Annotated in this window: 16 protein-coding genes; 12 read left to right on the top strand and 4 right to left on the bottom strand. The window is 60.5% G+C overall.

The window, feature by feature from the left end; genetic code table 11:
* Positions 1 to 76 precede the first annotated feature (76 nt).
* The 11 genes from ACFVSJ_RS20015 to ACFVSJ_RS19965 all read left to right on the top strand — a co-directional run bounded on the left by ACFVSJ_RS20015 (position 77) and on the right by ACFVSJ_RS19965 (position 13,675).
* Positions 77 to 1,510 (top strand): ABC transporter substrate-binding protein, encoded by a 1,434-nt coding sequence (locus tag ACFVSJ_RS20015; RefSeq protein ID WP_387438807.1) that lies wholly within the window; start codon positions 77 to 79, stop codon positions 1,508 to 1,510.
* Positions 1,511 to 1,550: 40 nt separating this feature from the next.
* Positions 1,551 to 2,363, top strand: a complete 813-nt coding sequence (locus ACFVSJ_RS20010; protein WP_387438806.1) for an alpha/beta fold hydrolase — start codon at positions 1,551 to 1,553, stop codon at positions 2,361 to 2,363.
* A gap of 67 nt (positions 2,364 to 2,430) precedes the next feature.
* Positions 2,431 to 3,372 carry an ABC transporter permease gene (locus tag ACFVSJ_RS20005; RefSeq protein ID WP_387438805.1) on the top strand — a complete coding sequence of 314 codons (942 nt, stop codon included), beginning with the start codon at positions 2,431 to 2,433 and terminating at the stop codon, positions 3,370 to 3,372.
* Complete coding sequence (locus ACFVSJ_RS20000) at positions 3,369 to 5,333, top strand: dipeptide/oligopeptide/nickel ABC transporter permease/ATP-binding protein (protein ID WP_387438804.1); 1,965 nt, start codon at positions 3,369 to 3,371, stop codon at positions 5,331 to 5,333. The genes ACFVSJ_RS20005 and ACFVSJ_RS20000 overlap by 4 nt, the downstream gene beginning before the upstream one ends.
* The gene (locus ACFVSJ_RS19995) at positions 5,314 to 6,672 is read left to right on the top strand and encodes an ATP-binding cassette domain-containing protein (protein WP_387438803.1); all 1,359 of its coding nucleotides are present in this window, start codon (positions 5,314 to 5,316) and stop codon (positions 6,670 to 6,672) included. Before ACFVSJ_RS20000 ends, ACFVSJ_RS19995 begins: the two co-directional genes overlap by 20 nt.
* Positions 6,669 to 7,460, top strand: coding sequence for an SDR family NAD(P)-dependent oxidoreductase (locus tag ACFVSJ_RS19990; protein WP_387438801.1), 792 nt, complete (start codon positions 6,669 to 6,671; stop codon positions 7,458 to 7,460). The genes ACFVSJ_RS19995 and ACFVSJ_RS19990 overlap by 4 nt, the downstream gene beginning before the upstream one ends.
* A gap of 215 nt (positions 7,461 to 7,675) precedes the next feature.
* Positions 7,676 to 9,202, top strand: a complete 1,527-nt coding sequence (locus ACFVSJ_RS19985) for an aldehyde dehydrogenase family protein (RefSeq protein ID WP_387438800.1) — start codon at positions 7,676 to 7,678, stop codon at positions 9,200 to 9,202.
* Entirely contained in the window at positions 9,199 to 10,827 is a 1,629-nt protein-coding gene (locus tag ACFVSJ_RS19980; protein ID WP_387438799.1) for an amidohydrolase, read from the top strand. Before ACFVSJ_RS19985 ends, ACFVSJ_RS19980 begins: the two co-directional genes overlap by 4 nt.
* The gene (locus tag ACFVSJ_RS19975) at positions 10,817 to 12,433 is read left to right on the top strand and encodes a GMC family oxidoreductase (RefSeq protein WP_387438798.1); all 1,617 of its coding nucleotides are present in this window, start codon (positions 10,817 to 10,819) and stop codon (positions 12,431 to 12,433) included. The genes ACFVSJ_RS19980 and ACFVSJ_RS19975 overlap by 11 nt, the downstream gene beginning before the upstream one ends.
* Positions 12,433 to 12,810 carry a RidA family protein gene (locus tag ACFVSJ_RS19970; protein WP_387438797.1) on the top strand — a complete coding sequence of 126 codons (378 nt, stop codon included), beginning with the start codon at positions 12,433 to 12,435 and terminating at the stop codon, positions 12,808 to 12,810. The genes ACFVSJ_RS19975 and ACFVSJ_RS19970 overlap by 1 nt, the downstream gene beginning before the upstream one ends.
* Before the next feature lie 79 nt (positions 12,811 to 12,889).
* Entirely contained in the window at positions 12,890 to 13,675 is a 786-nt protein-coding gene (locus ACFVSJ_RS19965) for an SDR family NAD(P)-dependent oxidoreductase (RefSeq protein WP_387438796.1), read from the top strand.
* A 575-nt stretch (positions 13,676 to 14,250) separates the two neighbouring features.
* On the opposite strand, the gene ACFVSJ_RS19960 is transcribed toward ACFVSJ_RS19965, so the two are convergent.
* Both ACFVSJ_RS19960 and ACFVSJ_RS19955 read right to left on the bottom strand, forming a co-directional pair.
* Positions 14,251 to 15,345 (bottom strand): NAD/NADP octopine/nopaline dehydrogenase family protein, encoded by a 1,095-nt coding sequence (locus ACFVSJ_RS19960; protein WP_387438795.1) that lies wholly within the window; start codon positions 15,343 to 15,345, stop codon positions 14,251 to 14,253.
* Between the two features lie 66 nt (positions 15,346 to 15,411).
* Complete coding sequence (locus ACFVSJ_RS19955; protein ID WP_387438794.1) at positions 15,412 to 16,989, bottom strand: AbgT family transporter; 1,578 nt, start codon at positions 16,987 to 16,989, stop codon at positions 15,412 to 15,414.
* A gap of 264 nt (positions 16,990 to 17,253) precedes the next feature.
* On the opposite strand from ACFVSJ_RS19955, the gene ACFVSJ_RS19950 reads away from it, so the two are divergent.
* Positions 17,254 to 17,916: a GntR family transcriptional regulator gene (locus ACFVSJ_RS19950; protein ID WP_326335685.1), complete on the top strand. Its 663-nt coding sequence runs from the start codon at positions 17,254 to 17,256 to the stop codon at positions 17,914 to 17,916.
* A 660-nt stretch (positions 17,917 to 18,576) separates the two neighbouring features.
* Here the strand turns inward: ACFVSJ_RS19950 and ACFVSJ_RS19945 are convergent.
* Together ACFVSJ_RS19945 and ACFVSJ_RS19940 are read right to left on the bottom strand one after the other, a co-directional pair.
* Complete coding sequence (locus ACFVSJ_RS19945) at positions 18,577 to 18,912, bottom strand: hypothetical protein (protein WP_387438793.1); 336 nt, start codon at positions 18,910 to 18,912, stop codon at positions 18,577 to 18,579.
* A gap of 29 nt (positions 18,913 to 18,941) precedes the next feature.
* A complete protein-coding gene (locus ACFVSJ_RS19940; protein WP_387438792.1) occupies positions 18,942 to 19,352 on the bottom strand; it encodes a hypothetical protein in 411 nt (136 codons plus the stop codon).
* Positions 19,353 to 20,144: the final 792 nt, after the last annotated feature.

Genomic DNA, 20,144 nt, shown 5'->3' with positions numbered 1-20,144 from the left:
GGCGGTTGCCCTCACCGCCTCCGGCTGTACCGGTGGGGGAAGCACAACTTCTTCCTCCGACACCAAGACACTTAAGGTGGCAATCAACTCGAATTTTTCCAGCCTGGCACCCCAGTCCTGGTGTAGCTCCCCGCTCTTCACACTGACTTACGAGCCGCTGATCAACGTGGCACCTGACGGCGGCTATCGGTCCGGTCTGGCGGAGTCCTGGAGCTACTCCAACGACAACAAGGACTTCACGCTGAAGCTCCGCACGGACGCGAAGTTCGCCGACGGCACACCGGTCGATGCACAGGCAGTTGTCAAGTCACTCGAGTTCTACAAGAACAACCCCGGGCTGGTTCAGGTATACATGAAGCCCATCACGGCAATCACGGCCGTCGACGAGCACACGGTCAAGGTTTCCCACGACGTTCCGTTCACCTACATGGAGACCATTCTTTCGAATAACTACAACTGCAACAATGGGCACGTCATCAGCCCGGCAGGTCTCGCCGACCCCAAGGCGCTGGCGACAAATACGTTCGGGGCAGGCGCATACAAACTGGACACCTCCGACACTGTCATGGGCGACCACTACACGCTCGTCCCGAACGAGAACTACTTCGACAAGTCGCTCCAGCACTACTCGAAGATCACGTTCAAGTTCATGAGCGATCCGAACACTGCGTTCCAAGCGCTTCAGACGGGACAGATCGACGTTGACCTCGTTGCGACGGGGAACCTGGTCAACCAAGCCAAGGCAGCAGGGATCACTGTAACCGATGGCGCCCCCTCAGGCCCGGGCATCATGTTGTGGGACCTGAACGGAGAAGCCGTCCCAGCCCTCAAGGATGTTCGTGTGCGACAGGCCTTGGGCTACGCGATCGACCGCGATGCCGTTGCCAAGGTAGTTGGCCCGACGGCAAAGCCACTCGACCAGTTCGCTCTTCAGGACACGCCGGGCTATGACCCAAACCTTGCTGAAAAGTTCACATATGACCCGGACAAGGCCAAGAAATTGCTCGCTGACGCTGGGTACTCGAACGGCTTCGAGATGACTCTCACCACCTTCACCGCCCAAGATCCCGTCGGCGTGACGGTGGCCCAGGCCATCCAGCCATATCTGTCGGCCATCGGCGTCAAGCTCACTGTCAAGGCGCTCCCCGACGCATCTTTCTTCTCCGATATTACGAAGAAGCAGTACCCAGGCGGCGTCTTCTCATTCGCGCTCAACGGCACCGTCTTCCATGACGCGCTTCGCCTCTACAAGTCTCCGTACGCCGATATCTGGAATGTATTCAAGACCAATCCGCCGGAGTTGGCGGCGGCTTACGAGGCGATAGTGACGGCTACCTCCCCCGAGCAACTCGATAAGGCCTCACGCGACTTCAACGCCACCGCAACCGCGCAAGTCCTGGTTGTCCCCATAGTTCAGACCTACAACACGTACTACTCGAAGGGGGTCGAAATGGGGAAGAGGTCTCCAAACGGCGGCTTCGACTGGGCCAACTGGCGGCCGAGCAAGTGATCCGAGGGACACTTTCTGACGAGAATAAGGGAGAAGACTAATGCACACCATCAGCGGAACCGGTCTGACGTTCACAACCTCTGACGGGGCCCGGATCGTCTATGACGACCTAGGCTCGGGCAAGCCGATTGTGCTTGTCCACGGATACTCGGTTGAGCGCGGCTTCTGGGACCTCCAGCGCGACGCTCTGCTCGACGCAGGCTACCGGATGATTGCAATTGACCAGCGTAATCATGGGGATTCCGACCGCACGGACTTCGGCCAGCGCGTCTCCCGGCACGGACAGGACCTTAAGGAACTGATCGATGGTCTTGGCCTGAAGGATGTAACACTTGTCGGACATTCCATGGGCGTCTCCGTTTGCCTTGCAATGTTCAGCCTCCATGGCACCTCGGGGGTGATCAAGTTCGTAGCGATCGACCAGTCCCCCAAGATCGTCAATGAAGGCGACTGGACCTATGGGGTGCGGAAAGTAACTTGGGCCAACGTCTGGGAGTGTGTCAACTTCGAAACCACCTGGGGTGATCCCGAACTCGAGCCTACTGGCCCGGAATCGGCCAATGAGCTTCTCGAACGCTCCACCCGTCTTCGCCTGTCCTTCCCCCACGGGCACAACCGACGGCTCCTGCTGGATCACTTTGTGGCCGACTGGCGGGACGTGCTTCCGCGGATCACCATCCCCTCGTGGGTGGTGACTGCAAAGCACACTCCGTACTACGACGTCGAAGGCATGGAGTGGTTTGCTCAGCAGATGGGAGGGACACTCTCGGTGTTCGAGAAGAGCGGTCATTCGCCCCATGTGAACGAGTCGACTGCGTTCAACCAGGAACTCCTGGCATTCCTGGATTCATGAGCCCCGCGGGCCCGGCGCCAAAATGTGCGCCGGGCCCCTTTGGGGGCCTATCGAAGGTAGACCAAAGATGTTGAAAGTAATATTCAGACGGCTGCTGTGGACGGTGCCGCTGATCCTGGCGGTGTCGCTGCTGTCGTTCGTGCTCGCAAGCCTTGCCCCGGGCAGCGCCGCAGAGGCCATGCTCGGCATAGGGGCGACACCTGAGGCGGTAGCCGCCCTGAAGCACCAAATGGGATGGGACCGTCCGATGATCGAGCAGTACGGATCGTGGCTAGTCAACCTTTTGCAGGGCAATCTTGGAGTTTCGGGGTTCAATAACCGCCCCGTGACTGCGATTCTCGCCGACCGGCTTCCCGCGACCTTGTCGCTCACAGTCCTGGCAACCGTTGCCGTCGTCGTGGTGGGCGTCGCACTGGGCATGCTCACCGCAGTACGTGGCGGATCGGTCGCCAAGGTCGTCGACATGGTCTCCACCCTGCTGCGCGGGGTTCCCAATTTCTGGCTCGGCCTGGTGCTTATCTCGGTATTCGCTGTATCTATCCGTATCTTCCCGGTCTCCGGCTACGTCAAGTTCGGGGATTCACCGAGTGAGTGGCTCACTTCCCTGGCGCTTCCCGTCGTGTCCCTTGCCGCCGGTCAAGTGGCACTCATCGCCATCGTAGTCCGGGCAGAGATGCTCGTCGTCTTTCGGAGCGACTTCGTCCGTGGCCTTCGTGCCAACGGGATCAGTTCGCGCTCCATCCTCTTCAAACATGGCCTGAAGAACGCTGCAGGACCGGTGCTCACGATCGTCAGCCTCATGTTCGTCGGCCTATTCGGAGGAACCATACCCGTTGAGCAGGTGTTCGGCATCGGGGGCTTGGGAAGCCAGATGGTGACCTCTGTCGGCCAGCACGATCTCCCCGTGATCCAAGGCATCGTCATGTTCTACACGGTCGTAGTCGTGGTCGTGTTCCTCGTTAACGACATTGCCCATGCCTGGGTGAACCCGAAAGTGGTGGCCCGATGACGGCGCTCCCTGAAAACCTCACAGCCAATGCCCCGGTCGTTGCCCGTACGCATTTCCTGCGCCGGGTACTCAAGCAGCCGGTCGCCGTGATCTGTGCGGCCCTGCTCCTCACCGTCGTGGTGCTCTGCGCACTAGCGCCAATCATTGCGGCCGATCCGTTGGCCCAAGATTTGACGAGCCCGTACGCACCGCCCGGAGGGCAACACCTCTTGGGGTCCGATCAACTAGGTAGGGACATACTCAGTCGGCTCCTGCACGGTGGGCAGACAACCCTCGTTGGTGCTGTCCAAGCCGTGCTCGTCTACGCCGTCCTCGGAATGGTGTTCGGGATGATTGCAGGCTCAGCCGGAGGGACGATCGAGTCAGTGATCATGCGCATCAACGATATGATCCAGTCGATCCCCGCGCTTGTCGTCCTGCTCGTTGTCCTCGCCATTTTCGGCAACAGCGAACTCGCTGCCATGGTCTCCCTCGGAATCTTGGCCGCGCCGGGCCTGGTTCGAGTAATACGCAGCGCGACAATGGCCGTGCGGGCCGAACAGTTTGTTGCCGCTGCCCGGGTTGCCGGGCTCTCCGGACTCCAGATCCAGCTAAGGCATGTGCTGCCGGCATTGGCTGGACCCGCCATGACCTACATCAGCATCTTTGCCGGCATCGCCATCCTGTTTGAATCAGTCATCGGGTTCCTGGGGCTCGGGGTCGTCCCCCCGCAACCGTCGTGGGGCAATCTCATCGCAGATGCCCAGCAGTCCATCGCGCTCAACCCGTGGATGCTTGTTCCGACTGGCGGCACCGTTGCCCTTGTGACAATCGCGCTTACGCTGCTCGGTGACGGTATCCGTGCCGCCTACTCGGCACGCTCCACTCGTTCAGGATTACAGCTGAGTTGGAAGCAGATGGCGGCGAAAACCCGAACCGATCCCCTGGCTGGGACCGAAGACACCGATCTTCCCTCCGGGGCCAAGCCTCTTCTGTCCGTGCGTGGTCTAACGGTCAATATCGCGGGCGACACAGACACTATCACCCTCGTTGACGGCGTCAGCTTCGACGTCGCCGCCGGCGAGGCAGTAGGACTCGTGGGCGAATCTGGCTGCGGAAAGTCGATCACGGTGACCAGCCTTCTCCGTGTCCTCCCGCCGGGTGCCACAGTTGGCGGATCACGAGTGGAGTTCGAAGGAACTGACCTTCTGGCACTCTCCGAAGCCGAGATGGCCAAAGTCCGCGGAGCCGGCATCGCGTACATCTCCCAAGAGCCGATCTCCAGCCTTGATCCGATGTTCACGGCCGGGCAGCAGATTGCCGAGGCCGTGCGGCAACACCGAAAAGTCTCCCGCAGGGAAGCAAGGGCAATTGCCCTCGATCTCCTCGCCCAGGTCCGCTTACCTGACCCCGCTGGGGCCGCAAAGCGATACCCGCACGAACTCTCCGGCGGCATGGCCCAGCGCGTCGCTATTGCCAGGGCCCTGGCTGGCGAGCCCAAGCTGCTGATCGCAGATGAGCCCACGACGGCACTCGACGTCACGGTCCAGGCCGAGATTCTTGACCTGCTGCGCGATCTACGCCAACGCACCGGCATGGCCCTAATCCTGGTCACTCATGATTGGGGCGTACTGGCTGACGCCTGCGATCGGGCCTTCGTCATGTACGCAGGGCAGATCGTCGAGACGGCACCACTCCAAGAACTCGTCACCGCGCCCTCAATGCCCTACACGTGGGGCCTTCTGAACTCCATGCCTGCCGACGTTGAACCCGGAGCGGAGCTCCCGGTGGTGGCAGGAAACGTGCCCTCCCCCGGGAGGTGGCCAAAGGGTTGCAGATTCGCTCAGCGATGCATATTTGCCTCCGCCGAATGCCGCGAAAACCCAATCCCATTGGTCGAGGTGTCCCAGGAGCAGCTCAGTCGCTGTATCCACGTCGACGAGCTCCGAAAGGAAGAGAGCCATGACCTCGCCACTGCTTGATGTGCAAGAGCTCAGCGTCACCTACACTGCACGCAACCGTCGTGCCGCGCCCACATATGCCTTGAAGAAAGTCTCCCTTCAGGTTGCGGCAGGTTCGACTGTAGCGCTTGTCGGGGAGTCTGGTTCGGGAAAGAGTACACTCGGCAACACCGTCCTCGGCCTTGTGCGCCCGACGCGCGGCAGAATCGTGTTTGACGGCAAAGACATCACCAGGGCAAACGGCCGGGAACGACGAGCGCTCAGCCAAGAGATCCAGGCGGTGTTCCAAGATCCATACAGCTCCTTCAACCCGAACAGGACAGTCGGCCAGACCGTCGCGGAGACGTTGCTGGCGTCCAAGGACCACGACAAAACGGCCATCGAGAGGCGCGTACGCCTGATGCTTGAACGGGTTGGCCTGGACGCCAGCGCCGCATCCCGATATCCCGCGCAATTTTCTGGCGGTCAGAGGCAGCGCATTGCCATTGCCCGAGCACTGCTGCCCGAACCACGCTTGGTCGTCTGTGACGAATCCGTGTCCGCACTGGATCTCTCAGTCCAGGCGCAGATCCTGAACTTGCTCGCCGATCTCCAGCGCGATTTCGGCATGGCCTACTTGTTCATCACACACGACATGTCAGTTGTTCGGCACATCAGCCAACGGGTTGTGGTTCTCCGCCGGGGCGAGATGGTCGAAGAAGGCCCGACGCTCGATGTGATGACCTCCCCCGAAGCCGGTTACACCCGAAACCTTCTTGCCGCTGCTCCCGTGCCTGACCCGAAACTCCAAGAACTGCGGCGAGAAGGGCGCAGGGCCGGGAAAGCCCTGCACGATTTCGAATCGGTACCAAGAATCGGTCATGGGCCCGATCTCGACTGGCTCTTGACCTCGCTTGAGCGAAAGGGCGCATATGACGCGGCCGGGTCAGCCGATCACGACTCGGTCCAGCGCTTAATCGCGGCAGAAGCCAACCTCGGCAGTACGGCCGACCTTGCCAGCATCGTCCGATACCGGGTTGCCCTCATCGAAGCCGGAGGTGTGGTCCTCTCCGACAAAACGAAGAGTCTGCTTGAGCGCTCCATCGATGAGCAGGAACACGCGACCGGAACGGACACCACGGAACTCGCCCAGCGCACTGCCCGCATCAGATCCGTGCAGGAACGCGTCAAGGCAAAGGACGCCCATGGCGCCGCAACGGCAGTCGCGGAATACAGTTCCACGCTCAAGCCCATCGGCCCCGGCAGAGATTCAGCCCCACCAACCCCTCCCGGACCAGGTGCCGGTACTCGCTCCGGCGCCAGCCATCAGGACAATCCGGGAAGGGAAGACAGAACGCAAGCAAAGGTTGAAGCCTCATGACCCCATCCAACTCCGATTTCTCGAAGAACAAGGCATACCGGGTGGCAGTCGTGACCGGCGGCGCCAACGGCATCGGGGAAGGCGTAGTCCGCCGTCTGGCAGCCTCAGGCCATTTCACCACGGTGATCGCCGATCGCGACAATGCCGCCGCTGGCCGGCTCGCCACCGAGTTGCGCGGACAGGGGCAGGAAGCCGAAGCCATCGCACTCGACGTCTCCTCGGAGGATTCGATTGCCGAGTTTTACTCCAAGCTCGAGGCCATGTTTGGCAGGTGTGACGTCCTCGTCAACAATGCTGGCGTGGCAGGACTGGCTCCATTCTCCGAAGTGACCCTTCCAGCCTGGAATCTCACGATGAACATCAATGTGACAGGCCCTCTCCTGATGACGCAGCACGCCGTTCCCCTCATGGTGCGAAACGGGTGGGGTCGCGTAGTCAACGTAACCTCCATCAGTGGTTTGCGGGCAAGTGCGGGCCGGACGGCCTACGGTACATCCAAGTCCGCTATGACCGGCCTCACCCGTCAGATGGCAATCGAGCTTGCCCCGATGGGGATCACCGTCAACGCCGTGGCCCCTGGGCCGGTCACCACGGAACTGTCTACTTCGACGCATTCGACCAAGACAAGGGATGCATACACGCACATGATCCCCTTGGGCCGCTATGCCATGCCGGCAGAGATTGCCTCGGCGATCGCATTTCTGTGTTCGGATGACGCTGCCTTCATCACAGGTCATACCCTTCCGGTGGACGGAGGATACATGGCCGCAGGCATCCTCGAAATCTGAGTCACCTCCAGGATCGAGGAATCCCGCGGCCGGGACACCATGATGCAGGCTCTCCCCGAAGCAATCGCCGTGGCTTCCACGACGACCGGAAATGGTGGATTCTCCCGTCTTGATACCTAGAACAATCCTGCTTCAACATACGGCTGGCCAGCGCTCCATGTGCAGTGAAATTTACGAAAATCCTGGCCGGTGCGACCAGCCAGAAAGGACCCAAAATGCTAGATGTCACCTGGTCTTCCCCGGCAACGGCCGGTCCATGGACCGCCAAAACCTCCCTTTCAGTCGGGCATTGGATTAACGGACAAGCTCACACGTCCGAGTCCGGGTCTACTTTCGATGTTGTGAACCCGGCCACCGGTAAGGTCTTCGCCACCATCGCCGACGGCGGAGCGCACGATGTCGAGAAGGCCGTTGTGGCCGCACGCAAGGCCCTCTCCGGAGAATGGTCCAAGGTGACGCCTTCCGCGCGCGGTGAATTGATCCGTCGCGTCGGACAGGCCCTTACCGACAATAGTGAAGAACTCGGCCTGCTCGAAACAAGCGAAAACGGCAGACTCCTTCGCGACACCAAGGCCCAACTCAAGCTGATCCGGTCATGGTTCGACTACTTCGGCGGTCTCTCCGACAAATTCGGAGGTGACGTCATTCCCACAGACGGAGGTTCCTTCGTTTACACCAAGCGTGAACCCAAAGGCGTTATCGGGATGGTTGTGCCCTGGAATGCCCCGCTGATGCTGCTGGCACTCAAGCTCCCTGCCGCGTTGGCCGCGGGATGCACTGTAGTGGTCAAGCCCAGCCAATACGCCCCGGTCGCGCTGGCCAGATTCGCCGAACTGGCCGAAGAGGCTGGCCTTCCCCCAGGTGTTTTCAACGTAGTGCACGGCCGAGGACGCGCCAGCACACAAGCACTCATTGCCGCAGACGGCATTTCACACATCTCCTTCACCGGCTCGACATCAGTCGGGCGCGAAGTCGCTGCCGCGGCCGGCTCACGGCTCATCAGCACCACCCTCGAACTCGGCGGCAAGTCCCCGCAGATCGTCTTCGAGGACGCAGACCTAGACGCCGCAGCCAAGGGAATCGTCGCGGGAGGCTTCACTTCAAGCGGCCAAGCCTGCTTCGCCGGTACCCGCGTCTACGCGCATGAGGCCGTTGCAGAACAGCTGGCGTCAAAGATTGCTTCCATCATCTCCTCAGTCAAAATGGGAGATCCTCTGGAACCGACGACCGAACTCGGCCCCATTGCAAACCAGTCCCAGTACGACCGTGTCCACGAGTACCTGGCCCTTGCCCGGGACGAAGGGGCAGTTTTCGCTGGCGACGGCAACCCGGCACCGGACGGGCTCTTCATCCGCCCGGTTCTGCTTCAGGGGGTCGAACCCCAGTCCCGACTGGTTCGCGAGGAGATCTTTGGTCCCCTTGTGGTTATAGCAAGCTTCGCCGACGAGGACGAGGCAGTACGGCTTGCTAACGATAGCGAGTTCGGGCTGGCCGCCGGAGTCTGGACGCAGCGCCTCGACCGGGCCCACCGGGTAAGTGCGCGCTTGGAAGCGGGCACAGTCTGGGTTAACACATACCGGGCCTTGTCCCCCATGGTGCCCTTCGGAGGAGCAAAGAGCAGCGGTCTCGGACGCGAGAACGGCGTCCATGCCCTCGACGAGTTCACCTCCATCAAGGCTGTCTGGATGCAGCTCGACGGGTCGGCGCTGCGCCCCTTCGGGCGGACGGACGACGCCGCATGAGCGCCTCAGGGCCAGCGGACTTCGTCGTTACTGGCGCCATCATTCTGACAATGGCCGAACCGGAAACCGAGGCCGGGGCGACGGCTATTGGGGTGCGCGATGGGAGGATAGTGTACGTCGGATCCGACGACGGGGCGGCTGGCTGGATCGGCGACGACACTGAAGTCAGGAAGCTGAACGGGCACGTCATCACGCCCGGGCTGTTCGACTCCCACAACCACATGCTCAAAACAGCCCTGGGGGCCAGGATGCCGTCGCTCGGGGGCGTCCGAGACTTGGCGGGCCTCCTGGGCGTCGTTTCCGCCGCCCGCAGCGCCAAGGGCGCCAACCAGTGGATCGAGGTCTCGCCCGCCTGGCACGAGTCCGCGTTGGCGGAGTCCCGGATGCCTACTATCGACGAGCTGGACGCCGTGGCACCGGATGTGCCTGTGCTGTTGAGGCGGGGCGGACATAACGCCGTGATGAATACGAAGGCTTTCGAACGCTTCGGGCTCCTTGACTCTCACTCTGTTCCTTCAGGTGCGACCATCGTCACGGACCCTGACGGTCGACCAACCGGGCATGTCATTGGCGCCCCGTTTATTAACAGCCTTGCCCGACTGGTCCCAACACCTTCGGACCAGGAAAAAGCGGAGGCCCTGCACGGGCTGTCGCAAGAGTATCTCTCCCTCGGGCTGACAAGCGTCGTCGAACCCGGGCTTGGTTCCAACGATCTTGCGCTCCTACGGGCCATGCACGAAGAGGGACGGCTCCCTGTGCGCACCCATGCCATGTGGCGGCTTGCCTACCAAGGTGAGAGCCTCGACGACGTCGTAGCCTCCATCCATGCAAAAGAGGTAAATCCTGTCACCGGCGAGAGGTTCAGTGTGTTCGGGATCAAGGTGTCGATGGACGGCGGTGCAGAGACGGGGTACTACCGTGAGCCCTACCTTCGCCCTGACGATGAAGGCTCACCGAGGGGGAAGCCGCTACTGTCGCGCGACCAGCTTGTCGCCATCGGCGTCGCCGCCGCGAAAAACGGATGGCATCTGGGCGTTCACTGCGTCGGGGACGCTGCCATCGACGACGTTCTCGCCGCCTTCACGGACCTAAACAGAATTATTCCAATCGCCGGGCTCCGTTGGAGCCTGATCCATATGATGAATCCCCGGGACGACCACTGGGACCAAGTGCGCAGACTTGGCCTTACCGTGACTGCCCAGCAACCGCTCGTCTACGCCCTCGGCGAAGGGTTCGTTCACTATTTGGGCGATGAACGCGGCGAGGACCTGGTTCCGCTGGCACGCATGCTGAAGGCCTCGCCCTTTCCTGTCGGAGGCGGATCCGACAGCCCCGTCGCCCCCTATAATCCATGGCTCGGCATGGCCTCATCCATTTCACGGGAAATCGCAAGCGGACGCGTTCTCGGACCACAGCACGGCATCAGCCCTAGGGCAGCGCTCCAGATGTACACGAGCGGCAGCGCGTACTGCGCCTTCCAGGAGAACTCCGTTGGACGGCTAAGCCCGGGGATGCTGGCCGACTTGCTCGTCCTGCCCGCCAATGCCTTCAAAACCAATGACGATGTTCCCGAAGGGCCGCTCGTCACCATGACCAATGGAAAGGTTGTCCACGATGCCCTCTGAGTCCTATGACTACGTCGTCGTTGGGGCCGGCTCCTCAGGCGCCGTTGTTGCCGCTCGACTATCAGAACTGCCCGATGCGAAGGTATTGCTGCTCGAAGCAGGCCCTGACTTCGAACGCCGGGCGGACATGCCGGAACACATCACCAACGGCTACCGCCTACACACCATGCCCGACTATGACTGGTGCATGACCGCAGAGATGGTCCCCGGGCGCTCACTCCCATACTCACGGGGAAAGGTCGTCGGAGGTTCCTCCTCAATCAACGCCTGCCTGGCGCTTAGAGGCCTCCCGGCCGACTATGACGAATGGTCGACGTTTGGATGTGAGGGTTGGAGCTGGTCGGTGCTGGAAGACTACTTCAAAGCAATTGAGACCGATGCCTTTGATGGGCCCCTCCATGGGGGACACGGGCCAACTGCTATTAAAAGGTGGACGCAGATCTCACCAACCCAGCAGGCCTATTACGAGTCCGGCCGTGCTGCGGGCTTTCCCCACAACCCGGATCATAATGCCCCTGATACCTACGGTATCGGTCCAGGACCTGCCAACCTTATCGGCAATGAACGACAATCAACCGCCCTGACCTACCTGCTGGAAGCAAGGAAACGCCCCGCCCTTGAGATCCGCGGGAACTGCGAAGTAGACCGCATTCTGTTCGAGGGCAACCGCGCCATCGGAGTCGAATTCACTATCGGCGACGCCCGGCAATCCGTCAGGGCTGCCACAATCGTTCTTTCGGCGGGAGCGATCGGGACGCCAGCGGTCCTGCAACGCTCCGGCGTTGGCCCCCAGGACCTCGGCAAGCAGCTGGGCATCCCGCAAGTTGCACATCTCCCTGGCGTCGGAACGAATTTGATCGACCACTGCCAAGTCGCACTGGAAGTCGATTCCCTCGTGGAGCTGGCCGAAGACGAACCCTTCTGGCAGATGATCCATGAATTTACTGCCCCCGGCTCACCTGAAATCCGCGACATGCAAGGCCTCATGTGGCAGAAACCCATCACGGGAAGGCTCAGGCTCATGACCGGGTTAATGAAACCCCACTCAAAAGGCGAGGTCAGAATTACCTCAACAGACCCAGGCACACAGCCCGACATCAGACTCAACCTCCTCGAAGCGCCTGAGGACGTGCGCCGGCTACGGGAGGGATTACGAATCGCCCACCGCATTGCGACTACGGGTCCCCTCGCCCAAGTCCACGACGACACCGTCTACCTCGACGACGGACGGCAGATGAGTTGGGCAGAACTCGGAGAAATTCTCGCCGACGACGAATCTGCAGACAAGCTCATCTGGGATACGGTGCGGCACTATGTGCATCCGGTCGGTAGCTGCCGCATGGGCGGCGATGACGACCCGATGGCAGTGACAGATTCCCTCGGCCGGGTAAGAGCCGTCGAGGGGCTATGGATCTCAGACGCATCACTCATGCCGACAATTCCACGTCAGAACACCAATCTGGCCTGCCTCGTGATTGGCGAGCGTGTCGCCGAGAACCTCGCGACCGTCCACAGGGCAGCAGCGGTCACAGTGGGCCAGAGGAACATGAATCTGCTTCCTGAGGTCCCCTTGCCCCCGGGTTTGCCTGACAGAGGCGATGTGTGATGGTTCTGACACACATCGAGAACACGTCCAACCTGCCGCTCTCCGACGCTGTGATCAGTGCTGGCCTGGTTTTCGTTTCAGGCCAGGTAGGAGTCCTCGTTAAGGGCGAAATTACCGAAGACGACGTGCGAAGACAGACCAGACAGGCCCTTGAGAACATCCGGGATATTTTGCTTTCGCTTCTTATCGAGACGAAGCACATTGTGAAAGTCACCGTGTTTCCAACGGAACCTGCGCACATACCCGAGATGAACGAGGCATACCGCCAATTTTTCGGCGGAAACAGCTGGCCAGCGCGCTCCACAGTGTGCGGAGTGGAACTTGTTCGGCCGGAATTTCTGGTTGAGATCGAGGCCGTGGCCTCAGTTGCCAATTGACGGGTCCATGCGTGGGACCAACTAGGAGGACGGAATGGCCAGAAGTCATCATCGGGCCTCTCGCAAGGGAGATACAGCCATGACAGCGAGTGAGCTCGCAGGGAGATTGGCCGTCGTTTTTGGGGCCGGTTCCAGCGGACTAGGAGTCAGCAACGGTGAAGCCGCAGCACTCGCCTACGCTGATGCCGGTGCTTCGGTAGTAGCAGTGGATCGGAACCCGATCGAAGCAGAAAGGGTAGCAAAGGAAATCAACGCCGCAGGCGGCACAGCATTTGCCGTCACAGCGGATGTGACGAGGGAGGAGGATGTGGCACGGGCCGTATCGGAGATCGTCAAGACCCTTGGAGTTCCTCACATCCTCCATAACAACGTCGGCGTTCCCGTCATGGGTTCGATTATCGAAGTTAGATTGGAGGCCTGGAATGCCGCCGTGTCCATCAACCTCACCAGTGGTTTCCTCACTTGTCGACACGTGATTCCTCACATGCTGGAGGCGGGCCGAGGCGTGATCACCAACGTCTCCTCCCTCGCCAGCATCCGAGACACCGGTTACGTTTACCCGGCCTACAGCGCAACCAAAGCAGCAGTGAATCAGCTGACTGCCTCGTTGGCCCTCACCTACGCCAGGGAGGGAATCCGCGCCAATGCACTCCTACCGGGCCTGATCGAGACCCCCCTGGTGAGGCACAAGATCACCGAGGACCCCGATGCCCTCGCGGCCCGCCATGCCATGAGCCCCACGGGCCGGATGGGCACCCCCCAAGACGTCGCCAATGCAGCCGTGTTCCTGGCCTCCGACCGGGCCGCGTACATAAACGGGGTATGCCTGCCCGTGGACGGCGGACTCGCTGCACGTTGTGGGTAGTACCACGCTGTCCATCGTGGCCGAACGAGGCCATCGAGAATGCCTCGTCCCCCAGGAATATTGCTGGGTACCTCGGTAGTAGCTTAGCTCGAGATCGGTGTAGTCATCCTTTGCCGGATGATCACTCGCGATCAGGTTGACCGGGGCGATCAATGAGCTTGTCCAGCTCCGCTTTACCGCGCATTCTGCTGATTCCTTGCTGAGAAGGGGTTCGCTCCCGACAGCCCCTGTTTGGGTGGTCCAGCGGCTACCAGTAGTCGTCCGGTGTCGAGGTCGTAGACGGCGCTGTAGCCTGCCTCGTTCTCGATCCAAACGGTTGAGGTGCCCTTATCGACGCGAAGCATTCCGGTTTGGTGGCCCTACGCGCGCAGGGCCGAGATTCACCGTGGCCGAGCAGCGGTGTTGTGGGTCTGGTCGAGCGGAGGGTGCCTTGGGCTGGGCTTTCTGGGTTGCCTATCAAGCTTTGTTCTCTTGTCATCTGCTGGTTTCTCCGCTGCCCAGGCTGATTGTTGGAGCCTTTTGGGGGCAGCAGGCCAAGCCGTCTGTGGGCTTGGCCTGCTGCTCCTCGTGGTGATTTAGACGGTGACGAGTGGGGTCGCGCCGTCGAAGAAGGCTGCTTTGATCGCTGTTGCGTCTAGTCCTTCGAGGCCGAGGACGTCGGCTGTGCGTCCTGTGGTTTCGAAGTCGGTGTCGCAGATGATTCCGCTGATCTTGATGAACGCATCAGTGAGTGGAAGGGAGAGCCCGATTTGTTTGGCCAGCGAGCTCCAGATGACCAGTCCGAAGGGGATGTCTTCGGTGAAGTATCGGTGCGTCAGGGAGTCGGGTTCGGGGAAGGCCTGGCGTCCGTAGCCTTGAACGATTCGTTCGACGTGGGTGCCTTCGGTGACGCCGTAGGCGTTTTCGAGGAATTCCCAGAAGCTGGGCGTTTTCACGCCGAGGGCTTCGGCCAAGAGCAGGCGTTCTTCGTCGAGGGCGTGGATGACTTCCGCGATCCTGGGGGTGACGAGTGTGTGGTGGGGGTGGGTGTCGGCATCTTCGACGGTTTTGATGTTCAGTACTGCTGGGGGGACGTGGTAGATCGCGTTGCAGTTTCCGAGGCCTACGGAGAGGGTGTCGCTGCCGGCCACGTAGCGGCCGCCGAAGTATGGGCTGAGCCGGTCGAGGGCGGTTTGTGAGGCTGTGTGGGGGATGGTTGCCAGCTGTACTGCTTGTTTGATCGCTCCGATGAAGACCTGGGCGGGGCCGCGGAGGCGGCAGGTGTACAGGCTGGTGGGGGTTTCCGCTATGAGGCACGGCGTCCGGTGTGCGAGAGCGAAGTGCCTTGCCAGTTCCAACGAGCTTCCCAGGACGCTGGGCTGAAAGACGACCAGCTGTTCGGGTTCCAGCAGTGCTGCAAGTTGCTCGGAGAGGTATGCGTGGGCGAAGGCTGGTGCTGCGACGATGATGGTGTCTGCGCCTTCGACGGCCCGGCCGAGGTCGGTCGTCAGGAGTGGTTTGTTGGCGTGGCCTTCGACGTCCCCTGAGAGGTCGATGCCGTGATTGGCGATGATCGCTTCGAAGTCGCGTTCCCACCGTGAGAACAGTCGGACGTCGTGGCCGAGTAGGGCCATGTGGCCGGCGATGGCCTGGCCGACGTTTCCGGCGCCGACAATTGCAATACTTCCCATGGGGTGTGTTTCCTTTGTGTTGGTGTTCACGGGGCAGGAGCCCGGTGCGTTTGAGAGTCTTGGTGCTTAGCGGACGGGGACACCGGGTCCGAGCGGGATCCCGAGGGCGTACCAGAGGACAAAGAAGGCGGTCCAGACGACCAGGACGCCGACGGCCAGCGGGATCGTGAAGGAGAGCATCGTTCCGATGCCGGCGCCTTTACGGAATTGCTGGACGAAGCCGAGGGCAAGGACGAAGTACCCGTTCAAGGGCGTGATGCAGTTGGTGACCGAGTCGCCGATCATGAAGGCGACCATGGATGCTTCGGGTTTCAGCCCGACGTACATGACCATGGGGATAACGACAGGGGCGAGGATGGACCACATTGCCGAGCCGCTGGTGATGAGCATGTTCAGGATGCTGATGGCCAGGACGATGACGAGCAGGATGACCAGGTGGGGTGCTTCGAGTGATTTGAGTGCTTGGGCGCCGTTCACGCTGATGACTGAGCCGATGTTTGTCCAGGCGAAGTAGGCCAGGAACTGGGCGACAACGAAGAACAGGACAAGCACGGGGGCGAGATTGCGGATTCCTTCGGCCATGGCTGCGGGGACATCGCTCAGTTTGGGGATGGTTCCGGTGATCCGTCCGTAGACGATGCCGAGCAAGGCGAAGATGACGCACAGGAAGATCGCGATGTTCTTCACGACCACGGAAGTCACGAGGTCCCCGCCGGCGCCCAGGAAGGGTGAGCCCGGCAGGAGCATGACCGTGATGCCGCCGAAACAGGCCAGCAGGACCAGCCCGGATATGGTGAGCGCCCTTGCTTCTTTCGAGGAGAGCTTGACCGCCACGTTGGCGTTGTCTGCGGTGTTGAAGAGTTTGTCGGCCTTGGCGAAGTCAGCAGTGAGCGTGGTCGAACCGAATTCGGGGCGTCGGGCGAGCACCTTGTCCACGATCAGTGCTATCGCGATGGCCAGGACCACCGAGGACGCGGCCGTGAAGAAGTACGTTGCAACCGGAGTGATGACGTAGTCCTTGTCGACCAAGCGTGCAGCTGCAGTCGACAACGAAGAACGGATCGCATCTGCGGGGGTGACCAGCGGGCTCGCGTTGAAACCCACCGCCGTTGCGGCGTAAGCAACCATGAGTCCCAACACAGGACTGCGTCCTGCCGCGCGGAAGGCCAACGCCCCCAACGGGATCATGACCAGATAGGCCGAGTCACTCATGACGTGGGCGATCATCGAGCTAAAGGCGATCGAGAAGGTCAGCAGCGCTGCGGGAAGGCGCCCGATGGTCACCCGAAGCAGAGCGGTCAGGAGGCCGCTGCGTTCCAGTACGGCAACGCCGAGCAGGACGACGACAACGGTCGCCAACGGCGGGAAAGTGGCGTAATTGTTCAGCGCTGACTCGACCGCGAATTTAGCTCCTTCCATCGAGAACAGATTCTTCACGGCCACTGTTTCGTCCTTGCCCGGCAAGGCAACAGTGATGCCGATCCCAGCGAGTACCGCACTCGTCACGCCGAGGATCACGATCAGGATGGTGAACAGCCAAAACGGGTGGGGGAGCTTATTGCCGGCGCGTTCGATCGCGCTAAGTGTTCTGTACAGGCGATTTGTGGGGACGTCGATGGTGGTATCGACCGGAGCTTGTGTCATCGCTCAAAGCCTTGTCTGGTGTGGGTGGATCACATGTGAGTGAAGGGCTGTCGGGGACTTCTTTGCAGGGTGTCCGGCGTGCTCACACCTTCAGCGTCGTTGCTTGAGGGCAAAGCATCAAGACACCTATCCATAAACATGAATCCGCGTGTTATTCATGTTATATATAACAGGGATGTTAGGCTGATCACATGAGGCTGTCAAGCAGCATCTGCAACTTATGCCCCGCCAATGGGCTGGGGCTTTTCGGAAAGGCCAGGATCAATGAACAAGCCGGTGTCGATGGCGGATCGCGCATACGAGATGCTCAAACGAGACATCTTGCGCTGCCGCTTCAGGCCCGGTACCGCCATTCTGGATACCTACCTGGCCGCTGAATACGGCATGAGCCGCACACCGATTCGTGAAGCTACGAACCTGCTCCGACGTGAAGGACTCGTGGTCGTCATTCCCAAGCGGGGCACGCTTGTGAAGCCGATTGACTTCGGTGAACTTCAAGACACGTACCGTATGCGCGAACTTCTCGAACCCGAGGCGGCCGTACTCGCATCCCGGCGTGCAAACGCCGAGGAACTCGCGGCGCTGGAGGAACTCAGCGATGCGAGTGTGAGCACGGACGTCGATGCTGCGACGCGGAACGAGAGAAACCGGCTCCTGCATGTCCGGATCGCCGAACTGTCACGAATACCCTTGCTCGCCCAGACCATCAACTCCCTGCACGAGGAGATCGAGCGTTTCCTCAACTTCCGAGGTACCCAGGGGCGCGCGTACACGGCCACGAACCACGGCCGCATCGTCGACGTGATCCGAACCGGAACAGAGGACGAGATACGCCACGTTGTCTCCGCAGGCATCGAGCGTGCCCGGACACACATGCTGGAAGGACTCATGGCCAGCGACAGCGGACGCGCCGACCAAGCCTCCTGATCACGGGCGCGTCCAGCGAGTCCGACAAGAGCGGCGGAGCCCGGACGAGTGGTTGTCTCCGTGAATGAATGGAGTTCGGCTGGGCCTCGCCTAGACGGCAGTGAACACCGCACTAACCGGCAACGGCAGTGACGGCGTGAGTGTCACGGATGACTCTTCCAGCGAAGTACGCGCAGGTGGGTTTACAGATTGGCTTATCGGATCACCCAAAGAGCAAACGAAGAGCCCGACCGCGCCCTTCGGAACCTCTTCAAAGGCATGAATGCATCAATGTTGAGAATTTCGGGGTGAGACACTTTTATTGGACTCTGCGAGCCATGCGGACATAGGCGTGCAGGGCTACCTGCGCTCCGTGTGACCGGTCGCATGAAAGGATCCTCTGATGAGACATCTTCACAGCCAGCGTCTGCCAGCCAACCATAAATTCAGGAAGGTTAATCCGGACATTGTGCGCCGTCCTGGTTCCGGCGTTGAAGACTAAGAACCTTCCACCTCCGTCAGGTACAACCAGTTTCGTGGCCCGCTCCTCCGCTACCTTACCTGCGTCCGCTGATTCCTCAGCCGCTTCTGCCTGTCGCTTGCCGAACGACAGTGCAAAAAAATGGAGATGCCCATCGCTCCGAGGGCCATCCAGAACGCCAAGAAGTCCATATTCAGCCCCTAGAACCTGATTCCATTGCGCCAGTCCTTGCCACGCCACTCCAGATTGCAGGTGTTATCGCGACTGACGATCTTGTTGCGATAGCCATCACGGTAGGAGTATTTAACAAGCACGCGGTACCCATACTTGGACATCTGCTGCGATGTGACCTGGTCTATCGAGAACTCGGATCTGATCTGTTCATCCTCGCGAACGTACTTCTCGCAGTAAGCTTCTGCGCTAGACCGAGTAGCGAGCGATGCAACTCGCTGCTCTTCGGCCTCGGCAGCCTTCTGTTGATTACACGAGTTCACGCCGGACATGACGCCCCAGCCTATGCCCACAAGCAGGATCACGGTCCAAGCCCGTTTGCCTCCGAACAGACTCACAGCATGGTCGCGTCTTGTTGGAGCCTGCGGTAGCGGCAAGTCTCAGACTTCGTAGTCGTCCTGCCGTCAGGGGTCTGGTTTACGACGCTCAGCGGGACATCCCACGCGATTTCGTCGTAGGTGAGGCTCACTTCTTTGACTTCGCCGGTGAAGGTCACCGATACAACCTCGTACGGCTTGGGTGGCACTCCCGCTATCTCGCGACCGCTGTTTTTCGCAACAGCCTTGAGTTGAGCCTCGCAAGCCGCCTTGACCTTTGCGACTTGAGCCGCGTCAAAACTCACCTGGGCTTCAGGGGTGGGCGTGTATTGGTACGGGTTGGCTTTTGGTTCATCCTTGCCGGCACACCCGGTGAGTGCCAGAGCAGTAAGCAGCACAATGGTTGCTGCTCCCCCAGTTTTTCTCATGCCACCAAAGTATCTGGTGAAGGTCCATACTTCCGCTCCATGAAGGCTCTCACGTGCCGATGTCTGGCCTGCTCAAAGATAATGAGACAGTGGATCAGATTGCTCAAATTGTTGGCCCCGCCATTGGCTTTGCCGTGTCCTTGGTGGGCCTTTTCGTTGCCGTTGACCAAATAGCATCAACAGCGCGGTTGCGACGGCACGTGACTTTTTGGCACGAACGATCAAAGGCATCTTCGTTTGCAAGCGATGCAGCTGTGGCACAGAGCATAGAACGTGACGCAACCGCCAGATTACTCGCCATTCACGCTGTCCCTGCTTGGAAGCTGCTGCTGCCAGTCAGCATACCTGCGGCAATGCTTGCGGCCACGTGGCAGATTGGAGGGTTCGCGGGAAAGATCCCACGTAAGGAACTCACGTTTGATCGCATAATTAATGCGGCGAATGAGAACGGGGAGCTCCTGTTCTTCCTGCCATGCGTGCCCGTCATGGTGATAGCTCTGCTCTCGTTTATGTCCGTTTTTGTTGAGCGAGCGAAAGTTCGAGACGCCTATCTGAACGGTCAGCCTCTGAGTCCGGCCCCAACTAGCTTGGGAGCGAACCAACTGTCGGCTGCTGGGACACTCGGCACGCTCAACACTCTCCTATGGTTGCCGCTGTCTACCGCAGGTGGCCTCATTCTGGCGTTTGCTTTTGGAGTCAGCAATGGCCTGCGGGAACAGCCATCGGCCACCCCATTCTTCCCCGAATGGCTATCACTATTGATCATGGGCGGAGTGCTAGCCTTCATGCCCG

The sequence above is a fragment of the Paenarthrobacter sp. NPDC058040 genome (genome assembly GCF_042885775.1).
Classification (GTDB): Bacteria; Actinomycetota; Actinomycetes; order Actinomycetales; family Micrococcaceae; genus Arthrobacter.
This window is presented reverse-complemented; position numbering and strand designations above follow the sequence as displayed.

Excerpts from the sequence above, each read along its gene's own strand:
- ACFVSJ_RS19940 (WP_387438792.1), bottom strand. The coding sequence starts at position 19,352 with ATGAGAAAAACTGGGGGAGCAGCAACCATTGTGCTGCTTACTGCTCTG.
- ACFVSJ_RS19980 (WP_387438799.1), top strand. The coding sequence starts at position 9,199 with ATGAGCGCCTCAGGGCCAGCGGACTTCGTCGTTACTGGCGCCATCATT.
- ACFVSJ_RS19975 (WP_387438798.1), top strand. The coding sequence starts at position 10,817 with ATGCCCTCTGAGTCCTATGACTACGTCGTCGTTGGGGCCGGCTCCTCA.
- ACFVSJ_RS19955 (WP_387438794.1), bottom strand. The coding sequence starts at position 16,989 with ATGACACAAGCTCCGGTCGATACCACCATCGACGTCCCCACAAATCGC.
- ACFVSJ_RS19985 (WP_387438800.1), top strand. The coding sequence starts at position 7,676 with ATGCTAGATGTCACCTGGTCTTCCCCGGCAACGGCCGGTCCATGGACC.
- ACFVSJ_RS19995 (WP_387438803.1), top strand. The coding sequence starts at position 5,314 with ATGACCTCGCCACTGCTTGATGTGCAAGAGCTCAGCGTCACCTACACT.
- ACFVSJ_RS20005 (WP_387438805.1), top strand. The coding sequence starts at position 2,431 with ATGTTGAAAGTAATATTCAGACGGCTGCTGTGGACGGTGCCGCTGATC.
- ACFVSJ_RS19965 (WP_387438796.1), top strand. The coding sequence starts at position 12,890 with ATGACAGCGAGTGAGCTCGCAGGGAGATTGGCCGTCGTTTTTGGGGCC.
- ACFVSJ_RS20010 (WP_387438806.1), top strand. The coding sequence starts at position 1,551 with ATGCACACCATCAGCGGAACCGGTCTGACGTTCACAACCTCTGACGGG.
- ACFVSJ_RS19970 (WP_387438797.1), top strand. The coding sequence starts at position 12,433 with ATGGTTCTGACACACATCGAGAACACGTCCAACCTGCCGCTCTCCGAC.
- ACFVSJ_RS19990 (WP_387438801.1), top strand. The coding sequence starts at position 6,669 with ATGACCCCATCCAACTCCGATTTCTCGAAGAACAAGGCATACCGGGTG.
- ACFVSJ_RS19950 (WP_326335685.1), top strand. The coding sequence starts at position 17,254 with ATGAACAAGCCGGTGTCGATGGCGGATCGCGCATACGAGATGCTCAAA.
- ACFVSJ_RS20000 (WP_387438804.1), top strand. The coding sequence starts at position 3,369 with ATGACGGCGCTCCCTGAAAACCTCACAGCCAATGCCCCGGTCGTTGCC.
- ACFVSJ_RS19960 (WP_387438795.1), bottom strand. The coding sequence starts at position 15,345 with ATGGGAAGTATTGCAATTGTCGGCGCCGGAAACGTCGGCCAGGCCATC.